At 64.9% G+C, this 23,656-nt stretch carries 25 protein-coding genes; 23 read left to right on the forward strand and 2 right to left on the reverse strand.

Going from position 1 to position 23,656, the window contains the following annotated elements; translation table 11 throughout:
• Nucleotides 1–107 precede the first annotated feature (107 nt).
• From ACNFG0_RS18465 to murB, 7 genes are read left to right on the forward strand one after another with little or no spacing between them, the layout of a single operon-like run.
• On the forward strand, nt 108–743 hold the full coding sequence (locus ACNFG0_RS18465; RefSeq protein WP_196144992.1) for a MotA/TolQ/ExbB proton channel family protein: 636 nt from the start codon (nt 108–110) through the stop codon (nt 741–743).
• Complete coding sequence (locus ACNFG0_RS18470; RefSeq protein WP_196144993.1) at nt 740–1,174, forward strand: ExbD/TolR family protein; 435 nt, start codon at nt 740–742, stop codon at nt 1,172–1,174. Before ACNFG0_RS18465 ends, ACNFG0_RS18470 begins: the two co-directional genes overlap by 4 nt.
• Nucleotides 1,174–2,193: a tetraacyldisaccharide 4'-kinase gene (gene lpxK, locus ACNFG0_RS18475; RefSeq protein ID WP_416765946.1), complete on the forward strand. Its 1,020-nt coding sequence runs from the start codon at nt 1,174–1,176 to the stop codon at nt 2,191–2,193. Before ACNFG0_RS18470 ends, lpxK begins: the two co-directional genes overlap by 1 nt.
• A 33-nt stretch (nt 2,194–2,226) precedes the next feature.
• Complete coding sequence (locus tag ACNFG0_RS18480) at nt 2,227–2,412, forward strand: Trm112 family protein (protein ID WP_003247142.1); 186 nt, start codon at nt 2,227–2,229, stop codon at nt 2,410–2,412.
• Nucleotides 2,409–3,173, forward strand: coding sequence for a 3-deoxy-manno-octulosonate cytidylyltransferase (kdsB, locus tag ACNFG0_RS18485; RefSeq protein WP_196144995.1), 765 nt, complete (start codon nt 2,409–2,411; stop codon nt 3,171–3,173). The genes ACNFG0_RS18480 and kdsB overlap by 4 nt, the downstream gene beginning before the upstream one ends.
• Complete coding sequence (locus ACNFG0_RS18490) at nt 3,173–3,637, forward strand: low molecular weight protein-tyrosine-phosphatase (RefSeq protein ID WP_196156249.1); 465 nt, start codon at nt 3,173–3,175, stop codon at nt 3,635–3,637. The genes kdsB and ACNFG0_RS18490 overlap by 1 nt, the downstream gene beginning before the upstream one ends.
• On the forward strand, nt 3,634–4,653 hold the full coding sequence (murB, locus tag ACNFG0_RS18495) for a UDP-N-acetylmuramate dehydrogenase (protein ID WP_196144997.1): 1,020 nt from the start codon (nt 3,634–3,636) through the stop codon (nt 4,651–4,653). The genes ACNFG0_RS18490 and murB overlap by 4 nt, the downstream gene beginning before the upstream one ends.
• 350 nt (nt 4,654–5,003) lie before the next feature.
• Here the strand turns inward: murB and rne are convergent, their stop codons facing one another.
• A complete protein-coding gene (rne, locus tag ACNFG0_RS18500) occupies nt 5,004–8,258 on the reverse strand; it encodes a ribonuclease E (RefSeq protein WP_416765949.1) in 3,255 nt (1,084 codons plus the stop codon).
• Between the two features lie 785 nt (nt 8,259–9,043).
• Here rne and rluC point away from each other — a divergent pair.
• Genes rluC through ACNFG0_RS18515 form a run of 3 tightly spaced genes read left to right on the forward strand, consistent with a single transcriptional unit; the run spans nt 9,044 to nt 11,678 of the window.
• The gene (gene rluC / locus ACNFG0_RS18505) at nt 9,044–10,000 is read left to right on the forward strand and encodes a 23S rRNA pseudouridine(955/2504/2580) synthase RluC (protein WP_196144999.1); all 957 of its coding nucleotides are present in this window, start codon (nt 9,044–9,046) and stop codon (nt 9,998–10,000) included.
• Between the two features lie 6 nt (nt 10,001–10,006).
• Nucleotides 10,007–10,693 (forward strand): HAD family hydrolase, encoded by a 687-nt coding sequence (locus ACNFG0_RS18510; protein WP_196145000.1) that lies wholly within the window; start codon nt 10,007–10,009, stop codon nt 10,691–10,693.
• Entirely contained in the window at nt 10,686–11,678 is a 993-nt protein-coding gene (locus tag ACNFG0_RS18515; protein ID WP_416765950.1) for a S49 family peptidase, read from the forward strand. Before ACNFG0_RS18510 ends, ACNFG0_RS18515 begins: the two co-directional genes overlap by 8 nt.
• 82 nt (nt 11,679–11,760) lie before the next feature.
• On the opposite strand, the gene ACNFG0_RS18520 is transcribed toward ACNFG0_RS18515, so the two are convergent.
• On the reverse strand, nt 11,761–12,339 hold the full coding sequence (locus ACNFG0_RS18520; protein WP_196145002.1) for a Maf family protein: 579 nt from the start codon (nt 12,337–12,339) through the stop codon (nt 11,761–11,763).
• A 96-nt stretch (nt 12,340–12,435) separates the two neighbouring features.
• Here ACNFG0_RS18520 and ACNFG0_RS18525 point away from each other — a divergent pair, with 96 nt between their 5' ends.
• The 13 genes from ACNFG0_RS18525 to ACNFG0_RS18585 all read left to right on the forward strand — a co-directional run bounded on the left by ACNFG0_RS18525 (nt 12,436) and on the right by ACNFG0_RS18585 (nt 23,512).
• On the forward strand, nt 12,436–12,963 hold the full coding sequence (locus ACNFG0_RS18525; protein ID WP_084855024.1) for a YceD family protein: 528 nt from the start codon (nt 12,436–12,438) through the stop codon (nt 12,961–12,963).
• A 13-nt stretch (nt 12,964–12,976) separates the two neighbouring features.
• Nucleotides 12,977–13,159 (forward strand): 50S ribosomal protein L32, encoded by a 183-nt coding sequence (gene rpmF, locus ACNFG0_RS18530; RefSeq protein ID WP_008096416.1) that lies wholly within the window; start codon nt 12,977–12,979, stop codon nt 13,157–13,159.
• Nucleotides 13,160–13,162: 3 nt separating this feature from the next.
• Nucleotides 13,163–14,173: a phosphate acyltransferase PlsX gene (gene plsX, locus ACNFG0_RS18535; RefSeq protein WP_196156622.1), complete on the forward strand. Its 1,011-nt coding sequence runs from the start codon at nt 13,163–13,165 to the stop codon at nt 14,171–14,173.
• A 247-nt stretch (nt 14,174–14,420) separates the two neighbouring features.
• Nucleotides 14,421–15,359, forward strand: a complete 939-nt coding sequence (gene fabD / locus ACNFG0_RS18540; RefSeq protein WP_196145004.1) for an ACP S-malonyltransferase — start codon at nt 14,421–14,423, stop codon at nt 15,357–15,359.
• A gap of 16 nt (nt 15,360–15,375) precedes the next feature.
• On the forward strand, nt 15,376–16,116 hold the full coding sequence (gene fabG, locus ACNFG0_RS18545) for a 3-oxoacyl-ACP reductase FabG (RefSeq protein WP_196145005.1): 741 nt from the start codon (nt 15,376–15,378) through the stop codon (nt 16,114–16,116).
• Between the two features lie 204 nt (nt 16,117–16,320).
• Nucleotides 16,321–16,557, forward strand: a complete 237-nt coding sequence (gene acpP, locus ACNFG0_RS18550) for an acyl carrier protein (RefSeq protein WP_043214413.1) — start codon at nt 16,321–16,323, stop codon at nt 16,555–16,557.
• A gap of 152 nt (nt 16,558–16,709) precedes the next feature.
• Nucleotides 16,710–17,954: a beta-ketoacyl-ACP synthase II gene (fabF, locus tag ACNFG0_RS18555; RefSeq protein ID WP_416765952.1), complete on the forward strand. Its 1,245-nt coding sequence runs from the start codon at nt 16,710–16,712 to the stop codon at nt 17,952–17,954.
• On the forward strand, nt 17,954–18,775 hold the full coding sequence (pabC, locus tag ACNFG0_RS18560) for an aminodeoxychorismate lyase (protein ID WP_416765954.1): 822 nt from the start codon (nt 17,954–17,956) through the stop codon (nt 18,773–18,775). The genes fabF and pabC overlap by 1 nt, the downstream gene beginning before the upstream one ends.
• Nucleotides 18,776–18,778: 3 nt before the next feature.
• Nucleotides 18,779–19,960, forward strand: a complete 1,182-nt coding sequence (gene mltG / locus ACNFG0_RS18565; protein WP_196156619.1) for an endolytic transglycosylase MltG — start codon at nt 18,779–18,781, stop codon at nt 19,958–19,960.
• Between the two features lie 9 nt (nt 19,961–19,969).
• On the forward strand, nt 19,970–20,602 hold the full coding sequence (tmk, locus tag ACNFG0_RS18570; protein WP_196156618.1) for a dTMP kinase: 633 nt from the start codon (nt 19,970–19,972) through the stop codon (nt 20,600–20,602).
• The gene (locus tag ACNFG0_RS18575) at nt 20,595–21,581 is read left to right on the forward strand and encodes a DNA polymerase III subunit delta' (protein ID WP_416765957.1); all 987 of its coding nucleotides are present in this window, start codon (nt 20,595–20,597) and stop codon (nt 21,579–21,581) included. Before tmk ends, ACNFG0_RS18575 begins: the two co-directional genes overlap by 8 nt.
• Before the next feature lie 36 nt (nt 21,582–21,617).
• Complete coding sequence (locus ACNFG0_RS18580; RefSeq protein ID WP_196145011.1) at nt 21,618–22,400, forward strand: TatD family hydrolase; 783 nt, start codon at nt 21,618–21,620, stop codon at nt 22,398–22,400.
• A 476-nt stretch (nt 22,401–22,876) separates the two neighbouring features.
• Complete coding sequence (locus ACNFG0_RS18585; protein ID WP_196145012.1) at nt 22,877–23,512, forward strand: TetR/AcrR family transcriptional regulator; 636 nt, start codon at nt 22,877–22,879, stop codon at nt 23,510–23,512.
• Nucleotides 23,513–23,656 lie beyond the last annotated feature (144 nt).

A 23,656-nucleotide genomic window follows, 5' to 3' on the forward strand; every position in this document is an offset into this window, starting at 1 on the left:
CCCGTGCTGCGACGAACACCACACACGAGGCATTCCCTGACCTTCGGCAGATGAGCCTCCTTCCCGCCTATGGTAGAGTGCTGGCCTTTTCCAAGGGGATGTTTACTGTGTGGGAATTGGTCAAGTCCGGTGGTTGGATGATGCTGCCGATCATTCTGAGTTCCATCGCCGCCATGGCTATCGTCGCCGAGCGCCTATGGACCCTTCGCGCCAGTCGCGTGACCCCGCCACACCTGCTGGGCCAGGTGTGGGTATGGATCAAGGACAAGCAACTGACCAGTGACAAGCTCAAGGCCCTGCGTGCCGACTCGCCGCTGGGCGAGATCCTCGCCGCGGGCCTGGCCAACTCCCGCCATGGCCGGGAGATCATGAAGGAATGCATCGAGGAGGCCGCGTCGCGGGTCATCCACGAGCTGGAGCGCTACATCAGCACCCTGGGCACCATCGCCGCCATGGCACCGCTGCTGGGCCTGCTGGGCACGGTGCTGGGCATGATCGACATCTTCAGCGCCTTCATGGGCTCGCAGATGACCGCCAACCCGGCGGTGCTCGCCGGGGGCATTTCCAAGGCCCTGGTCACCACCGCGGCAGGCCTGATGGTCGGCATTCCTGCGGTATTCTTCCACCGCTTCCTGCAGCGGCGCATCGATGAGCTGGTGGTCGGCATGGAGCAGGAGGCGATCAAGCTGGTCGAGGTCCTGCAGGGCGACCGTGAAGTCGAAGTGGCCGGAGGCAAGGCGTGAAGTTCCGACGCAACCGGCAACGGGAGAACGTCGACATCAACCTGGCGTCGCTGATCGACGTGGTGTTCGTGTTGCTGCTGTTCTTCGTGGTCACCACCACCTTCACCCGCGAGACCCAGCTGCGCGTCGAGCTGCCGGAGGCCGTCAGTGCCACCCAGCCGCCAGCGGAGGAGGGCAAGCGCGTGGAGGTCACCATCAGCGCCGACGGCGTGTATTCGGTGAACAACCACTTGCTGCCCAAGAGCGACCTGGCGACCCTGACCGAAGCCCTGGAGCGTGAGTCGGGCGGCGACATCACCTTGCCGCTGTCGATCAGTGCCGATGGCAAGACGCCCCATCAGGCCGTGGTCACCGCGATGGATGCGGCCGGCAAGCTCGGCTTCAGCAAGCTGCGCATGACCACCGTCGAGGCCGCGCAGGGTACCCCTTGATGGCCTTCGCCGACCGTCTGCTCGCTGCCTGGTACACCGGGCACCCGGCCCTAGCGCTGCTGCGACCGCTCGAGGCCTTGTACCGGCGCGTTGTCCTGCGCAAGCGCGCGCGTTTTCTCAATGGCCAAAGCGCCAGCTACCGCGCACCGGTGCCGGTAATCGTGGTGGGCAACATCACGGTGGGCGGCACCGGCAAGACACCCATGATCCTCTGGCTGATCGAGCACTGTCGACGCCAGGGGCTGAAGGTCGGCGTGGTCAGCCGTGGCTACGGCGCCACGCCGCCCAGCGTGCCCTGGCGGGTCCAGCCCGACCAGGACGCGAGCGAGGCGGGGGACGAGCCCTTGCTGATCGTGCAGCGCACCGGTGTGCCGCTGATGATCGACCCCGAACGCTCTCGCGCCGTACAGGCCCTGTTGGCCAGCGAGCCGCTGGACCTGATCTTGTGCGACGACGGCATGCAGCACTACCGCCTGGCCCGTGACCTGGAGCTGGTGCTGATCGATGCCGCCCGTGGCCTGGGCAATGGCCGCTGCCTGCCGGCCGGGCCGTTGCGCGAGCCGATCGAGCGCCTGGCCGAGGCGGACGCCGTGCTGTACAACGGCGCCGAGCACGACCGAGACGGCGGTTTCGCCTTCGGCCTGCGGCCGACAGCGCTGGTCAACCTGCGCAGTGGCGAGCGCCGCCCCCTCGAACATTTTCCGGCAGGCCAGGCCGTGCACGCCGTGGCCGGTATCGGTAACCCGCAGCGTTTCTTCAATACCTTGCAGGGGCTAAACTGGCAGCCTGTACCGCACCCCTTCGCCGACCACGCGCAGTTCAACGCGCAGAACCTGGCATTCAGCCCGGCGCTGCCGCTGGTGATGACCGAGAAGGATGCGGTGAAGTGCCGGGCCTTCGCGGTTGACGACTGGTGGTACCTGGCCGTGGATGCGGTGCCGTCGCAGGCTTTTGTCGCCTGGTTCGACGGCCAGTTGCAGCGGCTGCTGCCTGGGCGCCCCGCGCCTCAAGATTGTTAATTTTCCGGCCTCTGGCCACGTAAGGAAGCCTCCATGGACACCAAACTGCTCGATATCCTGGCCTGCCCGATCACCAAGGGCCCGCTCAAGCTCAGCGCCGACAAGACCGAGCTGATCAGCAAGGGCGCAGGCCTGGCCTACCCCATCCGCGACGGCATCCCGGTGATGCTGGAAAGCGAAGCGCGCACCCTGACCGACGACGAGCGCCTGGATAAATGAGCCTGAACTTCACCGTGGTGATTCCGGCTCGCCTGCGCTCCACGCGTTTGCCGGGCAAGCCGTTGCTGCCGATCGCCGGCAAGCCGATGGTCCAGCATGTCTGGGAGCAGGCGCGCAAGAGCGGCGCCAACCGCGTGGTCATCGCCACCGATGACGCCAGCATTGTCGAGGCCTGCCAGGCCTTCGGCGCCGAAGTCCTGTTGACCCGTGCCGACCATGAGTCGGGCACCGATCGCCTGGCCGAAGTGGCCGCGCAGCTGGCATTGCCCGCCGATGCCATCGTGGTCAATGTCCAGGGCGACGAGCCCTTGATTCCTCCGGTGATCATCGATCAGGTGGCCGCCAACCTCGCGGCCCATCCGGAGGCCGGCATCGCCACCCTGGCCGAGCCGATCGCCGAGCCGGAAACCGTCTTCAACCCCAACGCGGTGAAGGTGGTCAGCGACAAGAACGGCCTGGCCCTGACCTTCAGCCGCGCACCGCTGCCCTGGGCACGGGATGCGTTCGCCAACACGCGCGACAGCGTGCCCGCGGGCGTGCCGTATCGCCGTCATATCGGCATGTACGCCTACCGCGTGGGCTTTCTCCAGGACTTCGTCGGCTGGGGCCCGTGCTGGCTGGAGCAGACCGAGGCGCTGGAACAGCTGCGTGCCCTATGGCACGGCGTGCGTATCCATGTCGCCGACGCCATCGAGGCGCCGGCAGTCGGCGTGGACACCCCTGAAGATCTGGAGCGCGTACGGCGCTTGCTGGAGGCCTGATGCGCGTCCTGTTCGTCTGCCTGGGCAATATCTGTCGTTCACCGACCGCCGAAGGCGTGCTGCGTCATCAATTGCAGGCCGCAGGGCTGGCCGAGCAGGTGCATGTGGCATCTGCCGGCACCGGCGACTGGCATGTGGGCGAGGCGCCCGACAGCCGGACCTGCCAGGCGGCCCTGGCGCGCGGCTACGACCTGTCGGGCCAGCGCGCCCAGCAGGTCAAGGTCGAGCATTTCGGTGACTACGACCTGATCCTGGCCATGGACAAGCGCAACCTCGGCCATCTGCAGGCCATGCGCCCGCAGGCGGCCAGCGGCGAGCTCGACCTGTTCCTGCGCCGCTATGGCGCGGCTCTGGATGAAGTGCCAGACCCTTACTACGGCGGTACCGAAGGTTTCGAACAGGTCCTGGACCTGATCGAGGCGGCCTGTCGCGAGCTGGTCGTGGAAATCAAGGGGCGGCTATGACGGCGAGTTGGCAGGAGCAGGTATCGCTCAAGCCCTACAACACCTTCGGCATCGACGTGCGCGCACGCTACTTCACCCAGGCCCATGACGATGGCGAAGTGCGCCAGGCCCTGGCCGAGGCTGCCGCGCGGCAGGTGCCGGTGCTGGTGATCGGCGGCGGCAGCAACCTGCTGCTGACCGGTGATATCGACGCCCTGGTGCTGCACATGGCCAGCCGTGGCCGCCGCGTGATGCAGGAGGAGGGCGAGCGGGTCGTGGTCGAGGCCGAGGCCGGTGAGCCTTGGCATCCTTTCGTGCAGTGGTCCCTGGAGCAGGGGCTCTGCGGCCTGGAGAACCTCAGCCTGATTCCTGGCACGGTGGGCGCTGCGCCTATGCAGAACGTCGGTGCCTATGGGGTGGAAATCAAGGACGTGTTCGCCGGGCTGACCGCGCTGGACCGGCAAACCGGTGAACTGCGCGATTTCGCGCTGGAAGAATGTGCCTTTGCCTACCGCGACAGCCTGTTCAAGCGTGACCCCGGGCGTTGGTTGATCCTGCGGGTGCGTTTCGTCCTCAGCCGAGCCTTGAACGCCCACCTGGACTACGGGCCGGTACGTCAGCGCCTGGCCGAGCAGGGCGTCGAAGTGCCCACCGCCAAGGCCATCAGCGAAGCGATCTGCAGCATTCGCCGGGAAAAACTGCCAGACCCGGCCGAGCTGGGCAACGCCGGCAGCTTCTTCAAGAACCCCGTCGTTCCGGCGGCATCGGCCGAGCGCATTCGTGAGCACTACCCGAACGTGGTGGCTTATCCACAGCCTGACGGCCAGGTGAAACTGGCCGCCGGCTGGTTGATCGAGCAAGCCGGGTGGAAGGGGTATCGGGATGGTGATGCTGGCGTGCATCGCCTGCAGTCACTGGTGCTGGTGAACTATGGCCAGGCGACGGGAGCCCAGTTGCATGACCTGGCACGCCGGATCCAGGCCGACATCTTCAAGCGCTTTGGTGTGGTGCTGGAGATGGAGCCGAACCTGTACTGAGCGCTGTGCGGGCCTCATCGCCGGCAAGCCGGCTCCCACAGGGTGTGTTGGCGCGGTACCGGTGGGAGCCGGCTTGCCGGCGATTGGCCAGGGCGGGCACTAGTGACATGAACCCTGAGCGAGCAGGGCTGCTTGGGTGCATGGGGGATTACCGGCACTGGGATGCGATCTGGCTTTGAATAAGGGGTTGTCTTCATCGCCGGCAAGCCGGCTCCCCCCGGGGGGGGTGGCCGCGGGACCGGGGGGCGCCGGCGTGCCGGCGATTGGCCAGGGCGGGCAACACAATACAGCTGAAATGAAAAAGCCCCGCCAGTTCGCACTGGCGGGGCTTTTTCATTCAACCGACGACATCAACCGTGGTTAGGTTTCTGCTCGTCGGTGGTTTCCAGGGCTTCGGGCTCCTGGGCAGCGGCGGCAGCTTGGGCGGCTGCAGCAGCGGCAGCTTCGGCTTCGCGCTTGCGGCGACGCACTTCACGTGGGTCATTCGGGGCGCGGCCGTTGGGCAGCATCACCGTGGCGGGCTCGACCGGGGCCGGTGCCTGTGGCTCCGCTTCCGCAGGCGCGGCCTGGGCAGCGACCGGAGCCGATTCGACCACGTCAGGCGTTGTCTCGACGACTTCGACAACCGGCTCTACAACCGGCGCTTGCTCGATGGCAGTGGCCTTCTCAGCTTCGCCAGACTCAACGGCCGGTGCTTGTTCGGCGGCTTCGACGGCAGGGGCTTCGACAGCAGGCTGCTCAGCCGTTTCCACAACTGGCTCGGCACCAGGCTCGACCACGGCAACCGGTTCACTGGCAGGCTGCTCTACCACGGGGGCGATAGCGGCTTCCTCGACCTGGGTGGTCGGCTCGGCGGCAACCTGTTCAGCCGGCAGGGCGATGACTTCGCCTTCGGCAACCACGGCGGTGGCCTGTTCGGCCTGCTGGTTGGCCTGGGCTTCGGCGTCGGCGCTGATGTTGCTGGTGGCGACGGCGGCGGTCACGGCCAGGCCGGCAGCCAGTTCCGCACCCAGCTCGGTGGCCTGGTGCTGCGGTGCTGCCGGCTCTTCGCCGGTGGCGTCCTCGTCACCGCCTTCGATCAGCTCGCCGTTGGCGTTGCGCTGACGTTCGCGACGGTTGCTGCGACGACGCTGGCCACGGGAGCGGCGACGTGGGCGTTCGCCGTCGGTGCCTTCCTGTTGCTCATCCTGAAGCAGCTCTTCGTTGGGCAGTTGCTCCTCGGCGGCCTCGGCAGCTTGCTCGGCGGCACGCGGCTGGCGTTCTTCACGTGGCGGACGCGGCTGGCGCTCTTCACGTTCGGCACGCTCTTCGCGTGGTGCGCGTTCTTCGCGAGGAGCCCGTTCTTCACGCGGTGCACGCTCTTCACGAGGGGCACGTTCTTCGCGTGGAGCGCGTTCTTCGCGAGGTGCACGCTCTTCACGAGGCGCACGTTCTTCGCGAGGCGCACGCTCCTCACGAGGGGCTCGTTCTTCACGCGGTGCGCGTTCTTCGCGGGCTACGCGCTCTTCACGTGGTGCACGTTCTTCACGCGGCTGGCGCTCCTCGCGGGCGGCCGGTGCGGCGTCCAGCGGCTCACGCAGTTCGCGTACACGTTCCTCGCGATTGCCGCGGCGGTCTTCGCGTGGCTGGCGCGGCTGGCGCTCTTCACGGGGTGCGCGCTCCTCGCGTGGTGCACGTTCTTCACGCGGTGCACGCTCTTCGCGTGGCTGGCGGTCTTCACGCGGGGTGCGCTCGCTACGCTCTTCGCGCGGCTTGCGTTCCTCGTCGCGGCGGCCGTTACGGTTGCGGCTCTGCTGACGACCGTTGCGACGCTCTTCGTTACGCTGTGCGCGCTCGGCGGCAGGCTTCTCGGTAGCAGCGGCGGGAGCGGCGACAGGCTCTTCCTTGCCGGCGAACAGGCTGACCAGCGACTTGACCAGGCCCTTGAACAGGCTCGGCTCAGGTGCGCTCGGCGCCGGCGCGGCGGGGGCGGTCGGTTGTGGCTCGGGCGTGGCCGGTACCGGGGCGTTGGCACGGGCCGGAGCGGTCTTGACCGCGGCTTCCTGGCGAACCAGGGTGCGGGTGGCGGTCGGCTGCGGCGCTTCTTCGGTTTCGGCGGCGGCGATCTCGTAGCTGGACTGGCTGTTGAGCACGTCCGGGTTGTCGTCGCGCAGGCGCTGGACTTCGAAGTGCGGGGTTTCCAGGTGATCGTTCGGCAGGATGATGATGCGCGCACGGGTGCGCAGTTCGATCTTGGTGATCGAGTTGCGCTTCTCGTTGAGCAGGAAGGCGGCCACCGGGATCGGTACCTGGGCACGTACCTCGGCGGTACGGTCCTTGAGGGCTTCTTCCTCGATCAGGCGCAGGATCGCCAGGGACAGCGACTCGACGTCACGGATGATGCCGGTGCCGGAGCAGCGTGGGCAGACGATGCCGCTGCTTTCACCCAGGGACGGACGCAGGCGCTGGCGGGACATCTCCAGCAGGCCGAAGCGCGAGATGCGGCCGACCTGGACGCGGGCGCGGTCGGCCTCGAGGCATTCGCGTACGCGTTCTTCCACGGCGCGCTGGTTCTTCGCCGGGGTCATGTCGATGAAGTCGATGACGATCAGGCCGCCGATGTCACGCAGGCGCAGCTGGCGGGCGATTTCCTCGGCCGCTTCCAGGTTGGTCTGCAGGGCGGTTTCCTCGATGTCGCTACCCTTGGTGGCGCGCGCCGAGTTGATGTCGATGGAAACCAGGGCCTCGGTCGGGTCGATGACGATCGAGCCGCCCGACGGCAGGTCGACGACGCGCTGGAAGGCGGTCTCGATCTGGCTTTCGATCTGGAAACGGTTGAACAGCGGGACGCTGTCTTCGTACAGCTTGACCTTGCTGGCGTACTGCGGCATCACCTGGCGGATGAAGGTCAGGGCTTCTTCCTGGGCGTCGATGCTGTCGATCAGCACTTCGCCGATGTCCTGGCGCAGGTAGTCGCGGATGGCGCGGATGATGACGTTGCTTTCCTGGTAGATCAGGAACGGCGCGGCGCGGTCCTGGGACGCTTCCTTGATGGCGGTCCACAGTTGCAGCAGGTAGTCGAGGTCCCACTGCATTTCTTCGCTGCTGCGGCCAAGGCCGGCAGTGCGCACGATCAGGCCCATGTCGCCTGGGACGGTCAGGCCGTTGAGGGCTTCGCGCAGCTCGTTGCGCTCCTCGCCTTCGATGCGGCGGGAAATGCCACCGGCACGCGGGTTGTTGGGCATCAGCACCAGGTAGCGGCCGGCCAGGCTGATGAAGGTGGTCAGGGCGGCGCCTTTGTTGCCGCGCTCTTCCTTCTCGACCTGGACGATGACTTCCTGGCCTTCGCTCAGTACTTCTTTGATGTTGACGCGGCCTTCGGGCGCCTTCTTGAAGTATTCGCGGGAGATTTCCTTGAGCGGCAGGAAGCCGTGGCGTTCGGAGCCGAAGTCGACGAAGGCGGCTTCGAGGCTGGGTTCGATCCGGGTGATCCGGCCTTTGTAGATGTTGGCCTTCTTCTGCTCGCGCGCCCCGGACTCGATATCCAGGTCGTAGAGGCGTTGGCCATCCACCAGGGCTACACGCAACTCTTCGGGTTGAGTCGCGTTAATCAGCATTCTTTTCATGTTGTACCGTCGGTTTCCGGGCTGCCGGAAACGGCGTTCGGCACACACGACTGCTCATGGTCGGTGCCAAGGTGCGCAAAGGGTGGCGGGCCACCCCCGTGTCCAGCGACATTCGGCACCAGCCGGTTACCCAGCCTGCCGTGGTCGCGACGACGCGTCCTGTTTGCTGCGATGCCAAAAAGACCTGTGGTATCCGAATCAACCATACAGGCCCCGTGCACTCAGTCAGGAGGAGGAATCAACCATCGGCCGTGGACGCCCGTGGGGCATCTGTCCAGGACCGGGTCCGCTCATCGGCCAAACTAGGGGCCGCTGGCCGGACGCGGTGCTACACGGTCCGAGGGCTGTGCATCTCCACCCTGCACGTATCCTGATCATTCGGGTGCTGCCGCGCGCTGAATCCGCAACGGGTTGCATTTTTCGCCAGCTCCGATTCGGGAGCTGGCGCCATTCATATCCAAGGCAGGTATTTCCGAAGCATTCGCCGGGCGATGCGTGCAAGCGCCGGAGCGGGCAGAGGTACGGCGAAAAGAAGCGGGTAAGCAGGTGAAATACCGCACTTGTCGTTTTTTTTCGGTCTTCTCTACACAGCGCTGGTGGCGATTCCAGGCATTTCGGTAAACTGGCGAAAACCCCGTAGGACGGCCTCGCGTCCTCGAGAATTGCGATGGTCAGGGGCGGGCCTGGAGCCTGCTGCCGCTGGCCTGCCGCTTTTGGCGGCGTTCGCGACTATAGCAGTAATGATTAAGTGCTTCAATTCCATAAAAAATTGTTATGATTCCTCCATGACGACCAATACCCCCCCGACTTCCGGCGTACAGCTGATCGAAGTCGCGCCGGAGCTTGCCGGCCAGCGCATCGACAATTTCCTCATCACGGCCCTCAAGGGCGTGCCCAAGACCCTGGTCTACCGCATCCTGCGCAAAGGCGAGGTGCGGGTCAACAAGGGTCGGATCAAGCCCGAGTACAAGCTCCAGGCCGGCGATATCGTGCGCGTACCGCCGGTGCGCCTGCCCGAGCGCGACGAGCCGGCCCCCGTGGCCCAGGGGCTGCTGCAGCGCCTGGAGGCGGCCATCGTCTACGAAGACAAGGCGCTGATCGTGCTCAACAAGCCAGCCGGCATCGCCGTGCATGGCGGCAGTGGCCTGAGCTTCGGGGTGATCGAGGCGCTGCGCCAGCTGCGCCCGGATGCCAAGGAGCTGGAGCTGGTCCATCGCCTCGATCGCGACACTTCCGGCCTGCTGATGATCGCCAAGAAGCGCAGCATGTTGCGCCACCTGCACGCCGCCTTGCGTGGCGATGGGGTCGACAAGCGCTACATGGCCTTGGTGCGCGGTCATTGGCCGACGTCCAAGAAACAGGTCAGTGCGCCGCTGCAGAAGAGCAACCTGCGTTCGGGCGAGCGCATGGTCGAAGTCAACGACGAAGGCAAGGAGGCGCTGACCTTGTTCCGCGTGCTGCGCCGCTTTGGCGACTTTGCCACCCTGGTCGAGGCGCGCCCGGTGACTGGCCGCACCCACCAGATCCGCGTGCACACCCTGCACGCCGGGCACAGCATCGCCGGCGACAGCAAGTATGGCGACGAGGATTTCTCCAAGGAGATCCGCGACCTGGGCGGCAAGCGCCTGTTCCTGCATGCCTACGCCCTGACCGTGCCACTGCCTGACGGCGGCGAGCTGAAGGTCGAGGCGCCGGTGGACGAGGTGTGGGCCAAGACCGTGGAGCGCCTGAGTGCGACCTGACTTCTCATGAACAAACGCTATGAGCTGTTGATCTTCGATTGGGACGGCACCCTGGCCGACTCCATCGGGCGCATCGTCCTGGCCATGAACAGCGCCGCCGAGCGTGCCGGCGTGGCCCCCAGCAGCGATGACGCGATCAAGGGCATCATCGGTCTCGCCCTGGGCGAGGCGATCGCCACGCTGTATCCACACCTGGATACCGCTCAGGTCGAGGTGTTCCGTCAGTACTACGCCGAGATCTACATGGCCTTGGACCAGGAGCCTTCGCCGCTGTTCGAGGGTGTGGTGGAGTCGCTGGAGGCCTTCCGGGCCGAGGGCTACCGCCTGGCGGTCGCCACCGGCAAGGCGCGCCGTGGCCTGGACCGGGTGCTCAAGGCCAATGGTTGGGAGGGTTACTTCGACATCACCCGTGCTGCCGACGAAACCCGAGGCAAGCCGCACCCGCTGATGCTCGAGCAGATCCTGGCTCATTGCCGGGTCGAACCGCAGCGTGCGCTAATGGTCGGAGATTCGGCATTCGACCTGCAGATGGCCAGCAATGCCGGCATGCATTCGGTCGCGGTGGGGTATGGTGCCATGTCCCTGGCGGCCTTGAGCGAATTCGGCCCGCAGGTGTGCATCGATCATTTTTCACAGTTGCGCGAGTGGCTGGCCGCGTCGCGCACTCATTCCAAGGTAGGTGAGCATGGCTGACGAGTGGCGGGCGCCCGAGCCCGAGGGCTCCGGGAGCAACGACGAGCGCAAGGGTTGGAAACTGCTGGAGAAGACCCTGCTGGCAGGTGTGCAGGAGCAGCGTCGGGCGCGGCGCTGGGGGATCTTCTTCAAGCTGCTGACCTTCGTCTACCTGTTCGGCATCTTGCTGCTGTTCACGCCGTTGATGGACATGGACAAGGCGGCTTCGCGAAGCGCCAGCCATACCGCATTGGTCGAAGTGCGCGGCATCATCGCCGACCAGGAGCCGGCCAGCGCGGACAACATCGTCAAGAGCCTGCGCGATGCGTTCAAGGACCCGAAGACCAAGGCTGTGGTCATGCGCATCAACAGTCCGGGCGGCAGTCCGGTGCAGGCGGGCTACGTCTATGACGAGATCCGTCGCCTGCGCGCCGAGTACCCGGCGATCAAGCTCTATGCGGTGATCGCCGACCTGGGCGCTTCGGGTGCCTACTACATTGCCAGTGCCGCCGACGAGATCTATGCCGACAAGGCCAGCCTGGTGGGCTCTATCGGCGTGACGGCAGCCGGTTATGGCTTCGTCGGCGCCATGGAGAAGCTGGGTGTGGAGCGGCGTACCTACACGGCCGGCGAACACAAGGCCTTCCTCGATCCGTTTTCGCCGCAGAAGCCCGAGGAAACCGAGTTCTGGCAGGGCGTGTTGAACACCACCCACCAGCAGTTCATTGCCATGGTCAAGCAGGGGCGGGGCGATCGTCTGAAGGACAAGGAGCACCCGGAGCTGTTCAGCGGCCTGATCTGGTCGGGCGAGCAGGCCAAGACCCTGGGGCTGGTGGATGGCCTGGGCAGTGCCAGCTACGTGGCGCGTGAGGTCGTGGGCGAGAAGGAGTTGGTGGACTTCACGGTCGAGGAGTCGCCGTTCGATCGCTTCTCCAAGCGCCTGGGCGCTAGCGTGGCCGAGCGCCTGGCCATGTGGATGGGGTTCCAGGGGCCGCAATTGCGTTGAGTCCGTCGCATGTTTTGCGGCGGCTGTGCGAACGAGCGCCGCCCGCGCGGCGCTCGATCTAACAGGCGGTAGAGGTGTCGGGCTAAGGAATGACCACGCCTTCCCGGGTCAGCATGTCCACCAAGCGGATCAGCGGTAGGCCGATGAGGCTGGTGGCGTCGCAGCCGTGGGTGCTTTGAAACAGGCTCACCCCCAGCCCTTCGGCCTTGAAGCTGCCTGCGCAGTCCAGCGGCTGCTCCGCCCTCACATAGCGCTCCACACGCTCACGGTCCAGCTCCCGCAGGTGCACGGTGAACGGCACGCAGTCCACCTGGCACTGGCCGGTGGCGCTGTTGTACAGGGCCAGGCCGGTGAGGAAGCTGACCTGCTGCCCACTGGCGGCCAGCAATTGCTCGCAGGCGCGTTCGAAGGTGTGCGGCTTGCCCAGGACCTGTTCGCCGAGGACCGCCACCTGGTCGGAGCCGATGATCAGGTGGTCGGGGTGGCTGCTCGCCAGGGCCTCGGCTTTTTGTCGGGCCAGGCGGCGAACCAGTTCGACGGCCGGCTCGTCATCCAGGCGCCGCTCGTCTATGTCGGGGCTTGCCCAGGTGAAGGGCAGGTGCAGGCGCTCGAGCAGTTCGCGCCGGTAGGGGGAGCTGGAAGCCAGTAACAAGGGAAGCATGATAGACTCCTGGGCAGATGACCCCGATTCTAACATGCGTGATGCTGCCGAATTTCCTTTGACAGGGGCGGGGGGCATCCCTAGAATGCTGCGCCTATGTTGAATGACCCGATTCCACCTCACGTTGACCCGCGCAAATTGGCTGATCGCGGCGTAACCATCCAAGGTTCGCTGCAACTCGCTGATTTGGAAAGACTCTGCGACCCGCTTTCCGACGATGTCGGTACGGTGCAGGCGAAGTTCGATTTTGAGCGAGACGAACAGAACGCCGTGGTTATCCACAGCGAACTCGACGTCGAGGTCAAGATGGTTTGCCAGCGTTGTCTTGAGCTGGTCACCCTGCCGATCCACAGCGAATGTACGTACGCCGTGGTGAAGGAGGGTGCGAATACCCAGTCGTTGCCGAAAGGCTATGACGTGCTGGAACTGGGCGAAGATCCTTTGGATCTGCAGGCGCTGATCGAGGAAGAGCTGTTGCTCGCCCTGCCGATCGTACCTGCTCATCATCCGGAAGAATGCCAGCAGCCGGCGGGCGCCGATGAGCCCGAACCGAGCAAGGACGAGGTATCGCGGTCCAACCCGTTCAGTGTTTTGGCGCAGTTAAAGCGTGACCCAAACGTTTAGGAGTTAATCAATTATGGCTGTTCAGCAGAACAAAAAATCCCGCTCTGCCCGTGACATGCGCCGTTCCCACGACGCCCTGTCGGAAAACGCGCTGTCCGTAGAAAAGAGCACCGGTGAAGTACACCTGCGCCACCACGTTTCGCCAGAAGGCGTATACCGTGGTCGCAAAGTGATCGACAAGGGCGCTGACGAGTAATCCTTGTCCGCTCAGATCATCGCGATCGACGCAATGGGCGGGGACTTCGGTCCCCGCAGCATTGTCCAGGCAAGTATTGCTTGCCTCTCGGCTACCCCCTCGCTGCACCTGACCCTCGTCGGTCAACCCTCCCTCCTCGAAGAACTCATCAGTGGCCTTGCGGCTGCGGATCGCGCGCGCCTGCAGATCGTTGCGGCTAGCGAGGTGGTGGGCATGGACGAGCGGCCATCCCAGGCGTTGCGTGGCAAGCCTGACTCGTCGATGCGCGTCGCCCTGGAATTGGTGCGAGACGGCAAGGCCCAGGCCTGCGTGAGTGCCGGTAACACGGGCGCGCTGATGGCGTTGTCGCGCTTCGTGCTCAAGACCTTGCCGGGCATTGACCGGCCGGCGATGGTGGCAGCGATCCCGACCCAGGCCGGCTACTGTCAATTGCTCGACCTGGGCGCCAATGTCGATTGCAGTGCCGAGAACCTCTACCAGTTCGCGGTGATGGGCTCGGTGGCGGCCCAGGCCCTGGGTATCCCCCGGCCACGCGTGGCGTTGCTGAATGTGGGGACCGAGGACATCAAGGGCAACCAGCAGGTCAAGCTGGCGGCGAACCTGCTGCAGAACGCGCGTGGGCTCAACTACATCGGTTTCGTCGAAGGCGATGGCCTGTATCGGGGTGAAGCCGATGTGGTGGTGTGCGACGGTTTCGTCGGCAATATCCTGCTCAAGTCCAGCGAGGGTCTGGCGACCATGATCGGTGCGCGCATCGAGGCGTTGTTCCGCGCAGGTGTGCTGGCGCGCGCCGCCGGTGCCCTGGCCATGCCGCTGCTCAAGCGCCTGCAGGCCGACCTGGCCCCGGCCCGGCACAATGGCGCAAGTTTCCTTGGCCTGCAGGGCATCGTCATCAAGAGCCATGGCTCGGCGGGCGTGCAAGGCTTCCAGAGCGCTATCCAGCGGGCGTTGATCGAGATCCAGGAGAACCTGCCGCAGCGCCTGCATGGTCGCCTGGAGGACTTGTTACTGTAGGGGCGGGCTTGCCTCGCGATTGGCCGGGCCCGATATCACCGTCGCCTGGCAAGGGCTTTGCCCTTGATCGCGGGACGAGCCTGCTGCCACAGGGGCGGTACAGTCAAACAAAGACCTTAGGCATATCGGCTATGAAGTGCTTAAATGTGACCGCTTGGTCCCTTTTCCCATCCAAGTTTTCAGTTTCCGCGTCCGGCCTTGGGGCTGGCGCACCCTATCCGACGACAAGATCATAAGGGCTTGTTCAATGTCTGCATCCCTCGCATTCGTCTTTCCCGGTCAAGGCTCCCAGTCGCTGGGCATGCTCGCCGAACTCGGCGCAGAAAAGCCGGTGATCGTCGAGACCTTCAAGGAAGCTTCCGAGGCTCTGGGCTACGACCTGTGGAAGTTGGTCCAGGAAGGTCCGGAAGAACAACTCAACCAAACCGACAAAACTCAGCCGGCGATCCTCACCGCCTCCATCGCCTTGTGGCGCCTGTGGCTGGAGGAGGGCGGCGCCCGCCCGGCCTTCGTTTCGGGCCACAGCCTGGGTGAGTACAGTGCGCTGGTCGCCGCTGGCAGCCTGAGCCTCAAGGACGCCGTGCGCCTGGTCGAGCGCCGTGGCCAACTGATGCAGGAAGCCGTACCGGCAGGCCATGGTGCCATGGCCGCGATCCTCGGCCTGGATGACGCCGATGTCGTCGCCATCTGCGCCGAGGCCGCCGAAGACGAAGTGGTCAGCGCGGTCAACTTCAACTCGCCAGGCCAGGTCGTGATCGCCGGCAACAAGGCTGCGGTCGACCGCGCCATCGAGCTGTGCAAGGCCAAGGGTGCCAAGCGCGCGCTGCCGCTGGCGGTCAGCGTGCCGTCGCACTGCGCATTGATGAAGCCGGCTGCCGAGCGTTTCGCCGAAGCGGTCAACGCCATCGAATGGAAGGCCCCGCAAATTCCGGTGGTGCAGAACGTCACCGCTGCGGTCGCCGCCGACCTCACCGCCCTCAAGCAAGACCTGCTGGCCCAGCTGTACCAGCCGGTGCGTTGGGTCGAGTGCGTGCAGACCCTGGCCGCCAATGGCGCGGTCAACCTGGTCGAGTGTGGCCCGGGCAAGGTCCTGGCTGGCCTGAACAAGCGTTGCGCCGACGGCGTGACCACCTACAACCTCAATACCCCTGACGCTGTCGCCGCCACCCGCGCGGCGCTGGCCTGAAATTGGAGAAGCTTGCATGAGCCTGCAAGGTAAAGTCGCACTGGTCACCGGCGCCAGCCGTGGTATCGGCCAGGCCATCGCCCTCGAACTGGGCCGCCAGGGCGCGACCGTGATCGGCACCGCTACCTCGGCTTCGGGCGCCGAACGCATCGCCGCCACCCTGAAGGAACACGGCATCACTGGTACCGGCATGGAGCTGAACGTGACCAGCGCCGAGTCCGTGGACGCCGTGCTGGCCGCCATCGGCGAGCAGTTCGGCGCGCCGGCCATTTTGGTCAACAACGCCGGTATCACCCGCGACAACCTCATGCTGCGCATGAAGGACGACGAGTGGTTCGATGTGATCGACACCAACCTGAACAGCCTCTACCGTCTGTCCAAGGGTGTGCTGCGTGGCATGACCAAGGCACGTTGGGGTCGTATCATCAGCATCGGCTCGGTCGTCGGTGCCATGGGCAACGCCGGCCAGGCCAACTATGCTGCCGCCAAGGCCGGCCTGGAAGGGTTCAGCCGCGCCCTGGCGCGTGAAGTGGGTTCTCGCGGTATCACCGTCAACTCGGTGACCCCGGGCTTCATCGACACCGACATGACCCGCGAGTTGCCGCAAGCGCAGCGTGAAGCGCTGCAAACCCAGATTCCGCTGGGCCGCCTGGGCCAGGCCGAGGAGATCGCCAAGGTGGTTTCCTTCCTGGCATCCGAAGGTGCAGGCTACGTTACCGGCGCCACCGTGCCGGTCAACGGCGGTATGTACATGTAAAAAACGCAGTGCAATGTGACGGATCGCTTCAAAAAAGAGTCATACACGAAGCCTAAAATCCGTTATAAAGCTGCAACCAGATTCCAGGCAGAGGGTGGGGTGACTGGGTGAACGGCGCGTTGCGCTTGAAAAGCAGGCGTCTTTCTATAAACTTGGTCACCGGCCAGCTGCCTGACATATGTCCATTAGGAGTGAAAACTAGGTATGAGCACCATCGAAGAACGCGTCAAGAAAATCGTCGCCGAGCAACTGGGCGTCAAGGAAGAAGAAGTGACTGCCGAGAAGTCCTTCGTCGATGACCTGGGTGCCGATTCGCTTGACACCGTTGAGCTGGTGATGGCTCTGGAAGAGGAATTCGAGACCGAAATCCCTGACGAAGAAGCCGAGAAGATCACTACCGTTCAAGCTGCAATCGACTACGTCAAAAGCCACCAGGCCTAAGACGCAGTAGTCGACGCTTCTTGTCGGGAAAAACCGCACTGCCTTTGCCGGCGTGCGGTTTTTTCTTTGAGCGCCGAGAGCTTGTTGCCATTTCATTCCATTGCCTTGAAATGCAATGGCAAGAAACTCTGTGATTAAAAGAGGAGAGTACTGTGTCGCGTAGACGCGTCGTGGTCACCGGTATGGGTATGCTGTCGCCACTGGGTACCGATGTACCGAGCACCTGGCAGGGCATTCTGGCTGGCCGCAGTGGCATTGGGCCGATCGAACACACGGACCTGTCTGCCTATACCACCCGTTTTGGCGGCTCGGTGAAGGGCTTCGAGGTCGAGCAGTACCTGTCGGCCAAAGAGGCCCGTAAGCTCGACCTGTTCATCCAGTACGGTCTGGCGGCCGGTTTCCAGGCGGTGCGCAACGCCGGCCTGGAAGTCACCGACGCCAACCGTGAGCGCATCGGCGTGGCCATGGGCTCGGGCATCGGCGGCCTGACCAACATCGAGGAAACCAGCCGGACCCTGCATGACCAGGGCCCGCGGCGGATCTCGCCGTTCTTCGTGCCCGGCTCGATCATCAACATGATCTCCGGCTTCCTGTCGATCCACCTGGGGTTGCAGGGCCCGAACTACGCCATTTCCACGGCCTGCACCACCGGCACCCACTGCATCGGCATGGCCGCGCGCAACATCGCCTATGGCGAGGCCGATGTGATGATCGCTGGCGGCGCCGAAATGGCTGCCTGTGGCCTGGGCATGGGTGGCTTCGGTGCCTCCCGCGCCCTGTCGACCCGCAACGACGAGCCGACCCGCGCCAGCCGTCCGTGGGACAAGGGCCGCGATGGCTTCGTGCTGTCCGATGGTGCCGGTGCCCTGGTCCTGGAGGAGTTCGAGCACGCCAAGGCCCGTGGCGCGACCATCTATGCCGAACTGGTCGGTTTCGGCATGAGTGGCGACGCGTACCACATGACTTCGCCACCCGATACCGGTGACGGCGCCGCACGCTGCATGGTCAATGCCTTGCGTGACGCCGGCATCGCGCCTGAAGCGGTGAGCTACATCAACGCCCACGGCACCTCGACCCCGGCCGGCGACATCGCCGAAGTGGCCGCGATCAAGAAGGTGTTCGGTGAGCATGCCTACAAGCTGGCGGTCAGCTCGACCAAATCGATGACCGGCCACCTGCTGGGTGCTGCAGGTGCGGTAGAGGCGATCTTCAGCGTGCTGGCGATCAACAGCCAGATGGCGCCGCCGACCATCAACCTGGACGAGCCGGACGAAGGCTGCGACCTGGACTTCGTACCCCACGAAGCCCGCAGCATGCCGATCGACGTGGTGCTGTCCAACTCCTTCGGCTTTGGCGGAACCAACGGTTCGCTGGTATTCCGCCGGTTCGTCGGCTGATGCACAGCTGGATCGACGGCCAGCCCGCGACTGCGCTCAACCTGCAGAACCGCGGCCTGGCCTACGGCGATGGCCTATTCGAGACCATCGCCGTGCGTGCCGGCAGGCCCAGCCTGCTTGCGCAGCACCTCGACCGCCTGGCGCTGGGTTGCCAGCGTCTGGCGATCGAAGCCGACGTGTCTCTTGTGCGCAACGAAATCATCGCCTATGCCAGCCAACTCGGCGAAGGCGTGGCCAAGCTGATCCTTACCCGTGGCGACAGCCAGCGTGGCTATGCACCTGTGGTGGGGGCCGCGCCCCGGCGCATGCTGCAGGGCAGCCCGTTGCCCGCCTACCCGAAGGAAAACGCCGAGCTGGGCGTGAGCCTGTTCGATTGCCAGACCCGCCTGGCGGAACAACCGCTGCTGGCCGGCCTCAAACACCTGAACCGCCTGGAGCAGGTACTGGCGCGAAGCGAATGGCAAGGTGGCGAATACGCCGAAGGGCTGATGCGTGACATGCGCGGCCGGCTGATCGAAGGTGTGTACAGCAATCTCTTCCTGGTCCGCGACGGCGAACTGCTGACGGCCGACCTCAGCCGTTGCGGCGTGGCGGGCGTCATGCGTGCAGCCTTGCTGGAGCAGGCTGCAACGTTGGGCATCGCGGTTCGGGTGCGCGACCTCGAGCTCGCCGACCTGGAACTGGCCGACGAAGTGTTCCTGTGCAACAGCGTCTATGGTGTATGGCCGGTGCGTACATTTTCTGCCTTAAAGCTCGACTGGCCGCCAGGCCCACTCACCCGTAAACTGCAGGCCGTTGCCCGTACGTTACTGGAAACCTGATTCGTGAGACGCAAATTCCTGCTGCTGCTGGAAATGGGGTTGATCCTCGCTGGCCTGGCCCTCGGCTGGTCGGCCTGGAAGGTCAACTCGGTCCTGGAGCAGCCCTTGCACGTGACGCAGGAGCAACTGCTCGACGTGCCCACCGGCACCACGCCCAACCGCATGTTCTACCGCATGCAGAACGAGGGCCTGCTGGACGACGCCATCTGGTTGCGCCTGTACTGGCGCTTCAACATGGCGGGAACCCCGCTGCACACCGGCGAATACCGCCTCACCCCCGGCATGACCGTGGCCGAGCTGTTCGATGCCTGGCGCCGTGCCGACGTGGTGCAGTACAACCTGACCCTGGTCGAAGGCTGGACCTTCCGCCAGGTGCGTGCGGCCGTGGCCAAGCATGAAAAGATCAAGCACACCCTCGACGGGCTGTCCGACTCGCAGGTAATGGACAAGCTTGGCCATACCGGGGTATTTCCCGAGGGCCGCTTCTTCCCCGACACCTACCGCTTCGTGCGCGGCATGAGCGATGTCGAGCTGCTGCAGCAGGCCTACATGCGCCTGGAAGAAGTGCTCGCCAAAGAATGGGCCGAGCGTGCCACCAACCTGCCATACCGCGACCCGTACCAGGCGCTGATCATGGCGTCGTTGGTGGAGAAGGAAACCGGTATTCCCCAGGAGCGTGGGCAGATCGCCGGCGTGTTCGTGCGCCGCCTGCGCCTGGGCATGATGCTGCAGACCGACCCGACCGTGATCTACGGCATGGGCGAGCGCTACAACGGCCGTATCACCCGCGCCGACCTGCGCGAGCCGACGCCCTACAACACCTACACCATGACCGGGTTGCCGCCTACGCCGATCGCCATGGTCGGCCGCGAGGCCATCCATGCCGCGCTGAACCCCTCCGACGGCTCCAGCCTGTACTTCGTCGCTCGCGGTGACGGCAGCCATGTGTTCTCCGACGACCTGGACGACCACAACAGCGCCGTGCGGGAGTTCCAGCTCAAGCGCCGCAGCGACTACCGCTCAAGCCCCGCGCCCCAGGTGCCTGGTGCTGGCGAGCAGGCGCCGGGCGAACCTGCGCCTCCTCCCTCCAACGAGCCATCTGGCGAAAGCCTGGCGCCCGAGAATGACGCGCCCGCCAGCGAACCCGCACCGGCCGATGCGCCGGCTCCCGACGAACAACAGTAAGGACTGCCTGTGAGCGGTTTGTTTATCACCCTGGAAGGCCCCGAAGGCGCGGGCAAGAGCACCAATCGCGAATACCTGGCAGAGCGCCTGCGCGAACAGGGCCTGGACGTGGTTCTGACGCGCGAGCCCGGCGGTACGCCGCTGGCCGAGCGGATCCGCGAGCTGCTTCTGGCGCCCAGCGACGAGGCCATGGCTGCCGACACCGAGCTGCTGTTGGTGTTCGCCGCCCGTGCCCAACATCTGGCCGAGGTCATCCGCCCGGCACTGGCCCGCGGTGCGGTGGTGCTCTGCGATCGTTTCACCGACGCCACCTACGCCTACCAGGGCGGTGGTCGCGGCTTGTCCCAGGCGCGCATCGCCACCCTTGAGGCCTTCGTCCAGGGCACCTTGCGCCCCGACCTGACGCTGGTCTTCGACCTGCCGGTGGAAGTGGGCCTGGCCCGCGCCGCCGCCCGGGGTCGCCTGGACCGCTTCGAGCAGGAGGGCCAGGCATTCTTCGAGGCCGTGCGCCAAGCCTACCTGCAGCGCGCCGCGCGCGAGCCACAGCGTTACAGCCTGCTGGATGCCGCGCAGCCGTTGGCCGCTGTACAGCGCGCCATCGACGCGTTGTTGCCGGGCATCTTGGAGCGTTGCCGTGGCTGAGGCCTACCCCTGGCAACAGGCGCTCTGGCAGCAGTTGGCCGGGCGCGCCCAGCACGCCCATGCCTACCTGTTGCACGGGCCCCAGGGGATCGGCAAGCGGGCCCTGGCCGAGCGCCTGATGGCGCGTCTACTGTGCCAGCAACCCCAGGGCCTGGATGCCTGTGGCCAGTGCAAGGCGTGCCTGTTGCTCAAGGCCGGCAGCCATCCGGACAACTTCGTGCTGGAGCCGGAGGAGGCCGACAAGCCGATCAAGATCGACCAGGTGCGCGAGCTGGTGTCGTTCGTGGTGCAGACCGCGCAGCAGGGCGGGCGCAAGGTGGTGTTGATCGAGCCGGTCGAGGCGATGAACGTCAATGCCTCCAATGCCTTGCTCAAGAGCCTCGAGGAGCCTTCGGGCGATACCGTGCTGCTGCTGGTCAGCCATCAGCCCAGCCGCCTGCTGCCGACCATCAAGAGCCGCTGCCAGCAGGTCGCCTGTCCGCAGCCGAGCCTGGCCCAAAGCCAGGCCTTCCTGGTCGGCGCCTTGCCCGACGTTGCGCCAGAGGAGCGCGACGAACTGTTGGCCCTGGCTGCCGGTTCGCCATTGATGGCCATGAGCTTGCAGGCCCAGGGCGTGCGCGAACAGCGTGCCCTGGTCACCGATGGGGTGAAGAAGCTGCTCAAGCAGCAACAGTCCCCCAGCCAGCTGGCCGAGGCCTGGAGCAACGTGCCATTGCTGTTGCTGTTCGACTGGTTCTGCGACTGGTCGCACCTGATCCTGCGCTACCAATTGACCCAGGACGAGGAGGGGCTAGGCTTGGGCGATATGCGCAAGGTGGTCCAGTACCTGGCACAGAAAAGCCGGCAGGGCAGGGTGCTGGAGGTCCAGGCGTGGATCCTCGAGCAGCGTCAGAAGGTACTCGCCAAGGCCAACCTCAATCGTGTCCTGCTGCTCGAAGCCTTGCTGGCCCACTGGGTCCAGCTGCCGGGTTCACGCTGATTCCTCTTTCGTTTCCTTCATGTGTGTCGAAATCCCATGCTCGTAGATTCCCATTGCCACCTCGACCGACTTGACCTGGGCGCCCATGGCGGTTCCCTCGATGCTGCCCTGCAGGCGGCCCGCGAGCGGGGCGTGGGGCATTTCCTGTGCATCGGCGTGAGCGCCGAGAACGCCGGGGCGGTCAAGGCCCTGAGCGAGCGCTACGCCGATGTGGACTGTTCGGTCGGTATCCACCCGCTGGACTTGGCGCCCGGCGAAACGCCAGCGCTGGAATGGCTGCTACGCGAGCTGGCCCACCCGCATGTGGTGGCCATCGGCGAGACCGGCCTGGACTACCACTACGAGCCTGAGGCCGCCGAGCTGCAGCAGGCGTCCTTCCGCCTGCACCTGGAAGCCTCGCGCCAGACCGGCAAGCCGGTGATTGTCCACACCCGCGCGGCGCGGGCCGACACCCTGGCGCTGTTGCGCGAGGCCGGCCTGCCGCAAGCTGGTGTGCTGCACTGCTTCACCGAAGACTGGGAGATGGCGCGGGCCGCGCTGGACCTGGGCTACTACATTTCGTTGTCGGGCATCGTCACCTTCCGCAATGCCGACGCCCTGCGCGAGGTCGCTCGCCAGGTCCCTGCCGACCGCCTGCTGGTGGAAACCGACTCGCCGTATCTTGCGCCGATCCCGTACCGCGGCAAACCGAACCTGCCGCAGTATGTGCGTGAAGTGGCCGAATACGTCGCCTCGTTGCGTGGGGTGAGCTATGCACAGTTGGCCGAGCAGACCACGGCCAACTTCAAGCGGTTGTTCCCATTGGCGCGAGTGGCCTGACTGGCTGGTGCTGGGGCGTAAATCGCGCGCCGGCCGCGCGGCGCATCGCGAGCTGCGCTCGATCTTACAGGCGCTGAGCCTTTCGCGTCGGACACCTCGCAAGGCACACGCATAAAAAAAACCCGGGTTCTGGGGGGGGAATCCGGGTTAAGACCATTAGGAGTAAAACAAAGGTACCGCGGTCCCTGGGCACCTTTATTGACGCGCCACTTGGGGGGATGCGCCGCGCCAACACTCCAAGTATCGGTCAGGTTTGGCACAGTGCCAGCGACAACTGGTCGTTTTTTAAACAGATTTGGAATACACCTGGAAACCATAGGGTCTTCCCTGCATGGTGCGCAGGGTCAATGGCAGTTTTTCTACCCGCCTGGAAAGCCTTCTACACGTATCGTGATACATAGAAGCGAGGATGATCCGTGCATTTTCCTGCAAGTTAGGCATAATAAACCGCTTCGATTGTCCATCCAGTCCTTCCTATGCAGAAAGAACCTCGTAAGGTCCGTGAGTTTCGCCGCCGCGAACAAGAGATCCTCGATACCGCGCTCAAGCTGTTCCTCGACCAAGGTGAAGACACCGTCACCGTCGAGATGATCGCCGACGCCGTGGGTATCGGCAAAGGCACGATCTACAAGCACTTCAAGTCCAAGGCGGAGATTTACCTGCGCCTGATGCTCGACTACGAACGCGACCTGAACGCCCTGTTGCACTCGGACGACGTCGACCGCGACAAGGAAGCCCTGTCGCGCGCCTATTTCGAGTTCCGCATGCGCGACCCGCAGCGCTACCGGTTGTTCGACCGCCTGGAAGAAAAGGTCGTCAAGGGCAACCAGGTGCCGGAAATGGTCGAGGAGCTGCACCGTATCCGCGCCTCCAACTTCGATCGCCTCACCCTGTTGATCAAGGGCCGCATCAGCGAGGGCAAGCTCGAGGATGTGCCGCCTTACTTCCACTATTGCGCCGCCTGGGCGTTGGTGCATGGCGCCGTGGCGCTGTATCACTCGCCGTTCTGGAGCAATGTGCTGGAGGATCAGGAAGGCTTCTTCCAGTTCCTCATGGACATCGGCGTGCGCATGGGCAACAAGCGCAAGCGCGACCCGGAAATCGCGAACTAGAGCCCAGGTATACGCAAGGCTTGCGCGCCTGTAGGAGATTCTATGGTTGTGGGCAAGCCGGCTCCCACTGGTGCAGCGCCAACCACACCCTGTGGGAGCGGGCTTGTCCCGCGATCAAGGGCGAAGCCCTTGCTTGGCGGCGGT

The sequence above is a fragment of the Pseudomonas sp. NY15372 genome (genome assembly GCF_048068215.1).
GTDB lineage: Bacteria > Pseudomonadota > Gammaproteobacteria > Pseudomonadales > Pseudomonadaceae > Aquipseudomonas > Aquipseudomonas guariconensis_A.

What these genes read in the sequence shown, in the direction of transcription:
- lpxK (WP_416765946.1), top strand. Translation starts at nt 1,174, where the DNA reads ATGGCCTTCGCCGACCGTCTGCTCGCTGCCTGGTACACCGGGCACCCG.
- ACNFG0_RS18480 (WP_003247142.1), top strand. Translation starts at nt 2,227, where the DNA reads ATGGACACCAAACTGCTCGATATCCTGGCCTGCCCGATCACCAAGGGC.
- kdsB (WP_196144995.1), top strand. Translation starts at nt 2,409, where the DNA reads ATGAGCCTGAACTTCACCGTGGTGATTCCGGCTCGCCTGCGCTCCACG.
- ACNFG0_RS18490 (WP_196156249.1), top strand. Translation starts at nt 3,173, where the DNA reads ATGCGCGTCCTGTTCGTCTGCCTGGGCAATATCTGTCGTTCACCGACC.
- murB (WP_196144997.1), top strand. Translation starts at nt 3,634, where the DNA reads ATGACGGCGAGTTGGCAGGAGCAGGTATCGCTCAAGCCCTACAACACC.
- rne (WP_416765949.1), bottom strand. Translation starts at nt 8,258, where the DNA reads ATGAAAAGAATGCTGATTAACGCGACTCAACCCGAAGAGTTGCGTGTA.
- rluC (WP_196144999.1), top strand. Translation starts at nt 9,044, where the DNA reads ATGACGACCAATACCCCCCCGACTTCCGGCGTACAGCTGATCGAAGTC.
- ACNFG0_RS18510 (WP_196145000.1), top strand. Translation starts at nt 10,007, where the DNA reads ATGAACAAACGCTATGAGCTGTTGATCTTCGATTGGGACGGCACCCTG.
- ACNFG0_RS18515 (WP_416765950.1), top strand. Translation starts at nt 10,686, where the DNA reads ATGGCTGACGAGTGGCGGGCGCCCGAGCCCGAGGGCTCCGGGAGCAAC.
- ACNFG0_RS18520 (WP_196145002.1), bottom strand. Translation starts at nt 12,339, where the DNA reads ATGCTTCCCTTGTTACTGGCTTCCAGCTCCCCCTACCGGCGCGAACTG.
- ACNFG0_RS18525 (WP_084855024.1), top strand. Translation starts at nt 12,436, where the DNA reads ATGTTGAATGACCCGATTCCACCTCACGTTGACCCGCGCAAATTGGCT.
- rpmF (WP_008096416.1), top strand. Translation starts at nt 12,977, where the DNA reads ATGGCTGTTCAGCAGAACAAAAAATCCCGCTCTGCCCGTGACATGCGC.
- fabD (WP_196145004.1), top strand. Translation starts at nt 14,421, where the DNA reads ATGTCTGCATCCCTCGCATTCGTCTTTCCCGGTCAAGGCTCCCAGTCG.
- fabG (WP_196145005.1), top strand. Translation starts at nt 15,376, where the DNA reads ATGAGCCTGCAAGGTAAAGTCGCACTGGTCACCGGCGCCAGCCGTGGT.
- acpP (WP_043214413.1), top strand. Translation starts at nt 16,321, where the DNA reads ATGAGCACCATCGAAGAACGCGTCAAGAAAATCGTCGCCGAGCAACTG.
- pabC (WP_416765954.1), top strand. Translation starts at nt 17,954, where the DNA reads ATGCACAGCTGGATCGACGGCCAGCCCGCGACTGCGCTCAACCTGCAG.
- ACNFG0_RS18580 (WP_196145011.1), top strand. Translation starts at nt 21,618, where the DNA reads ATGCTCGTAGATTCCCATTGCCACCTCGACCGACTTGACCTGGGCGCC.
- ACNFG0_RS18585 (WP_196145012.1), top strand. Translation starts at nt 22,877, where the DNA reads ATGCAGAAAGAACCTCGTAAGGTCCGTGAGTTTCGCCGCCGCGAACAA.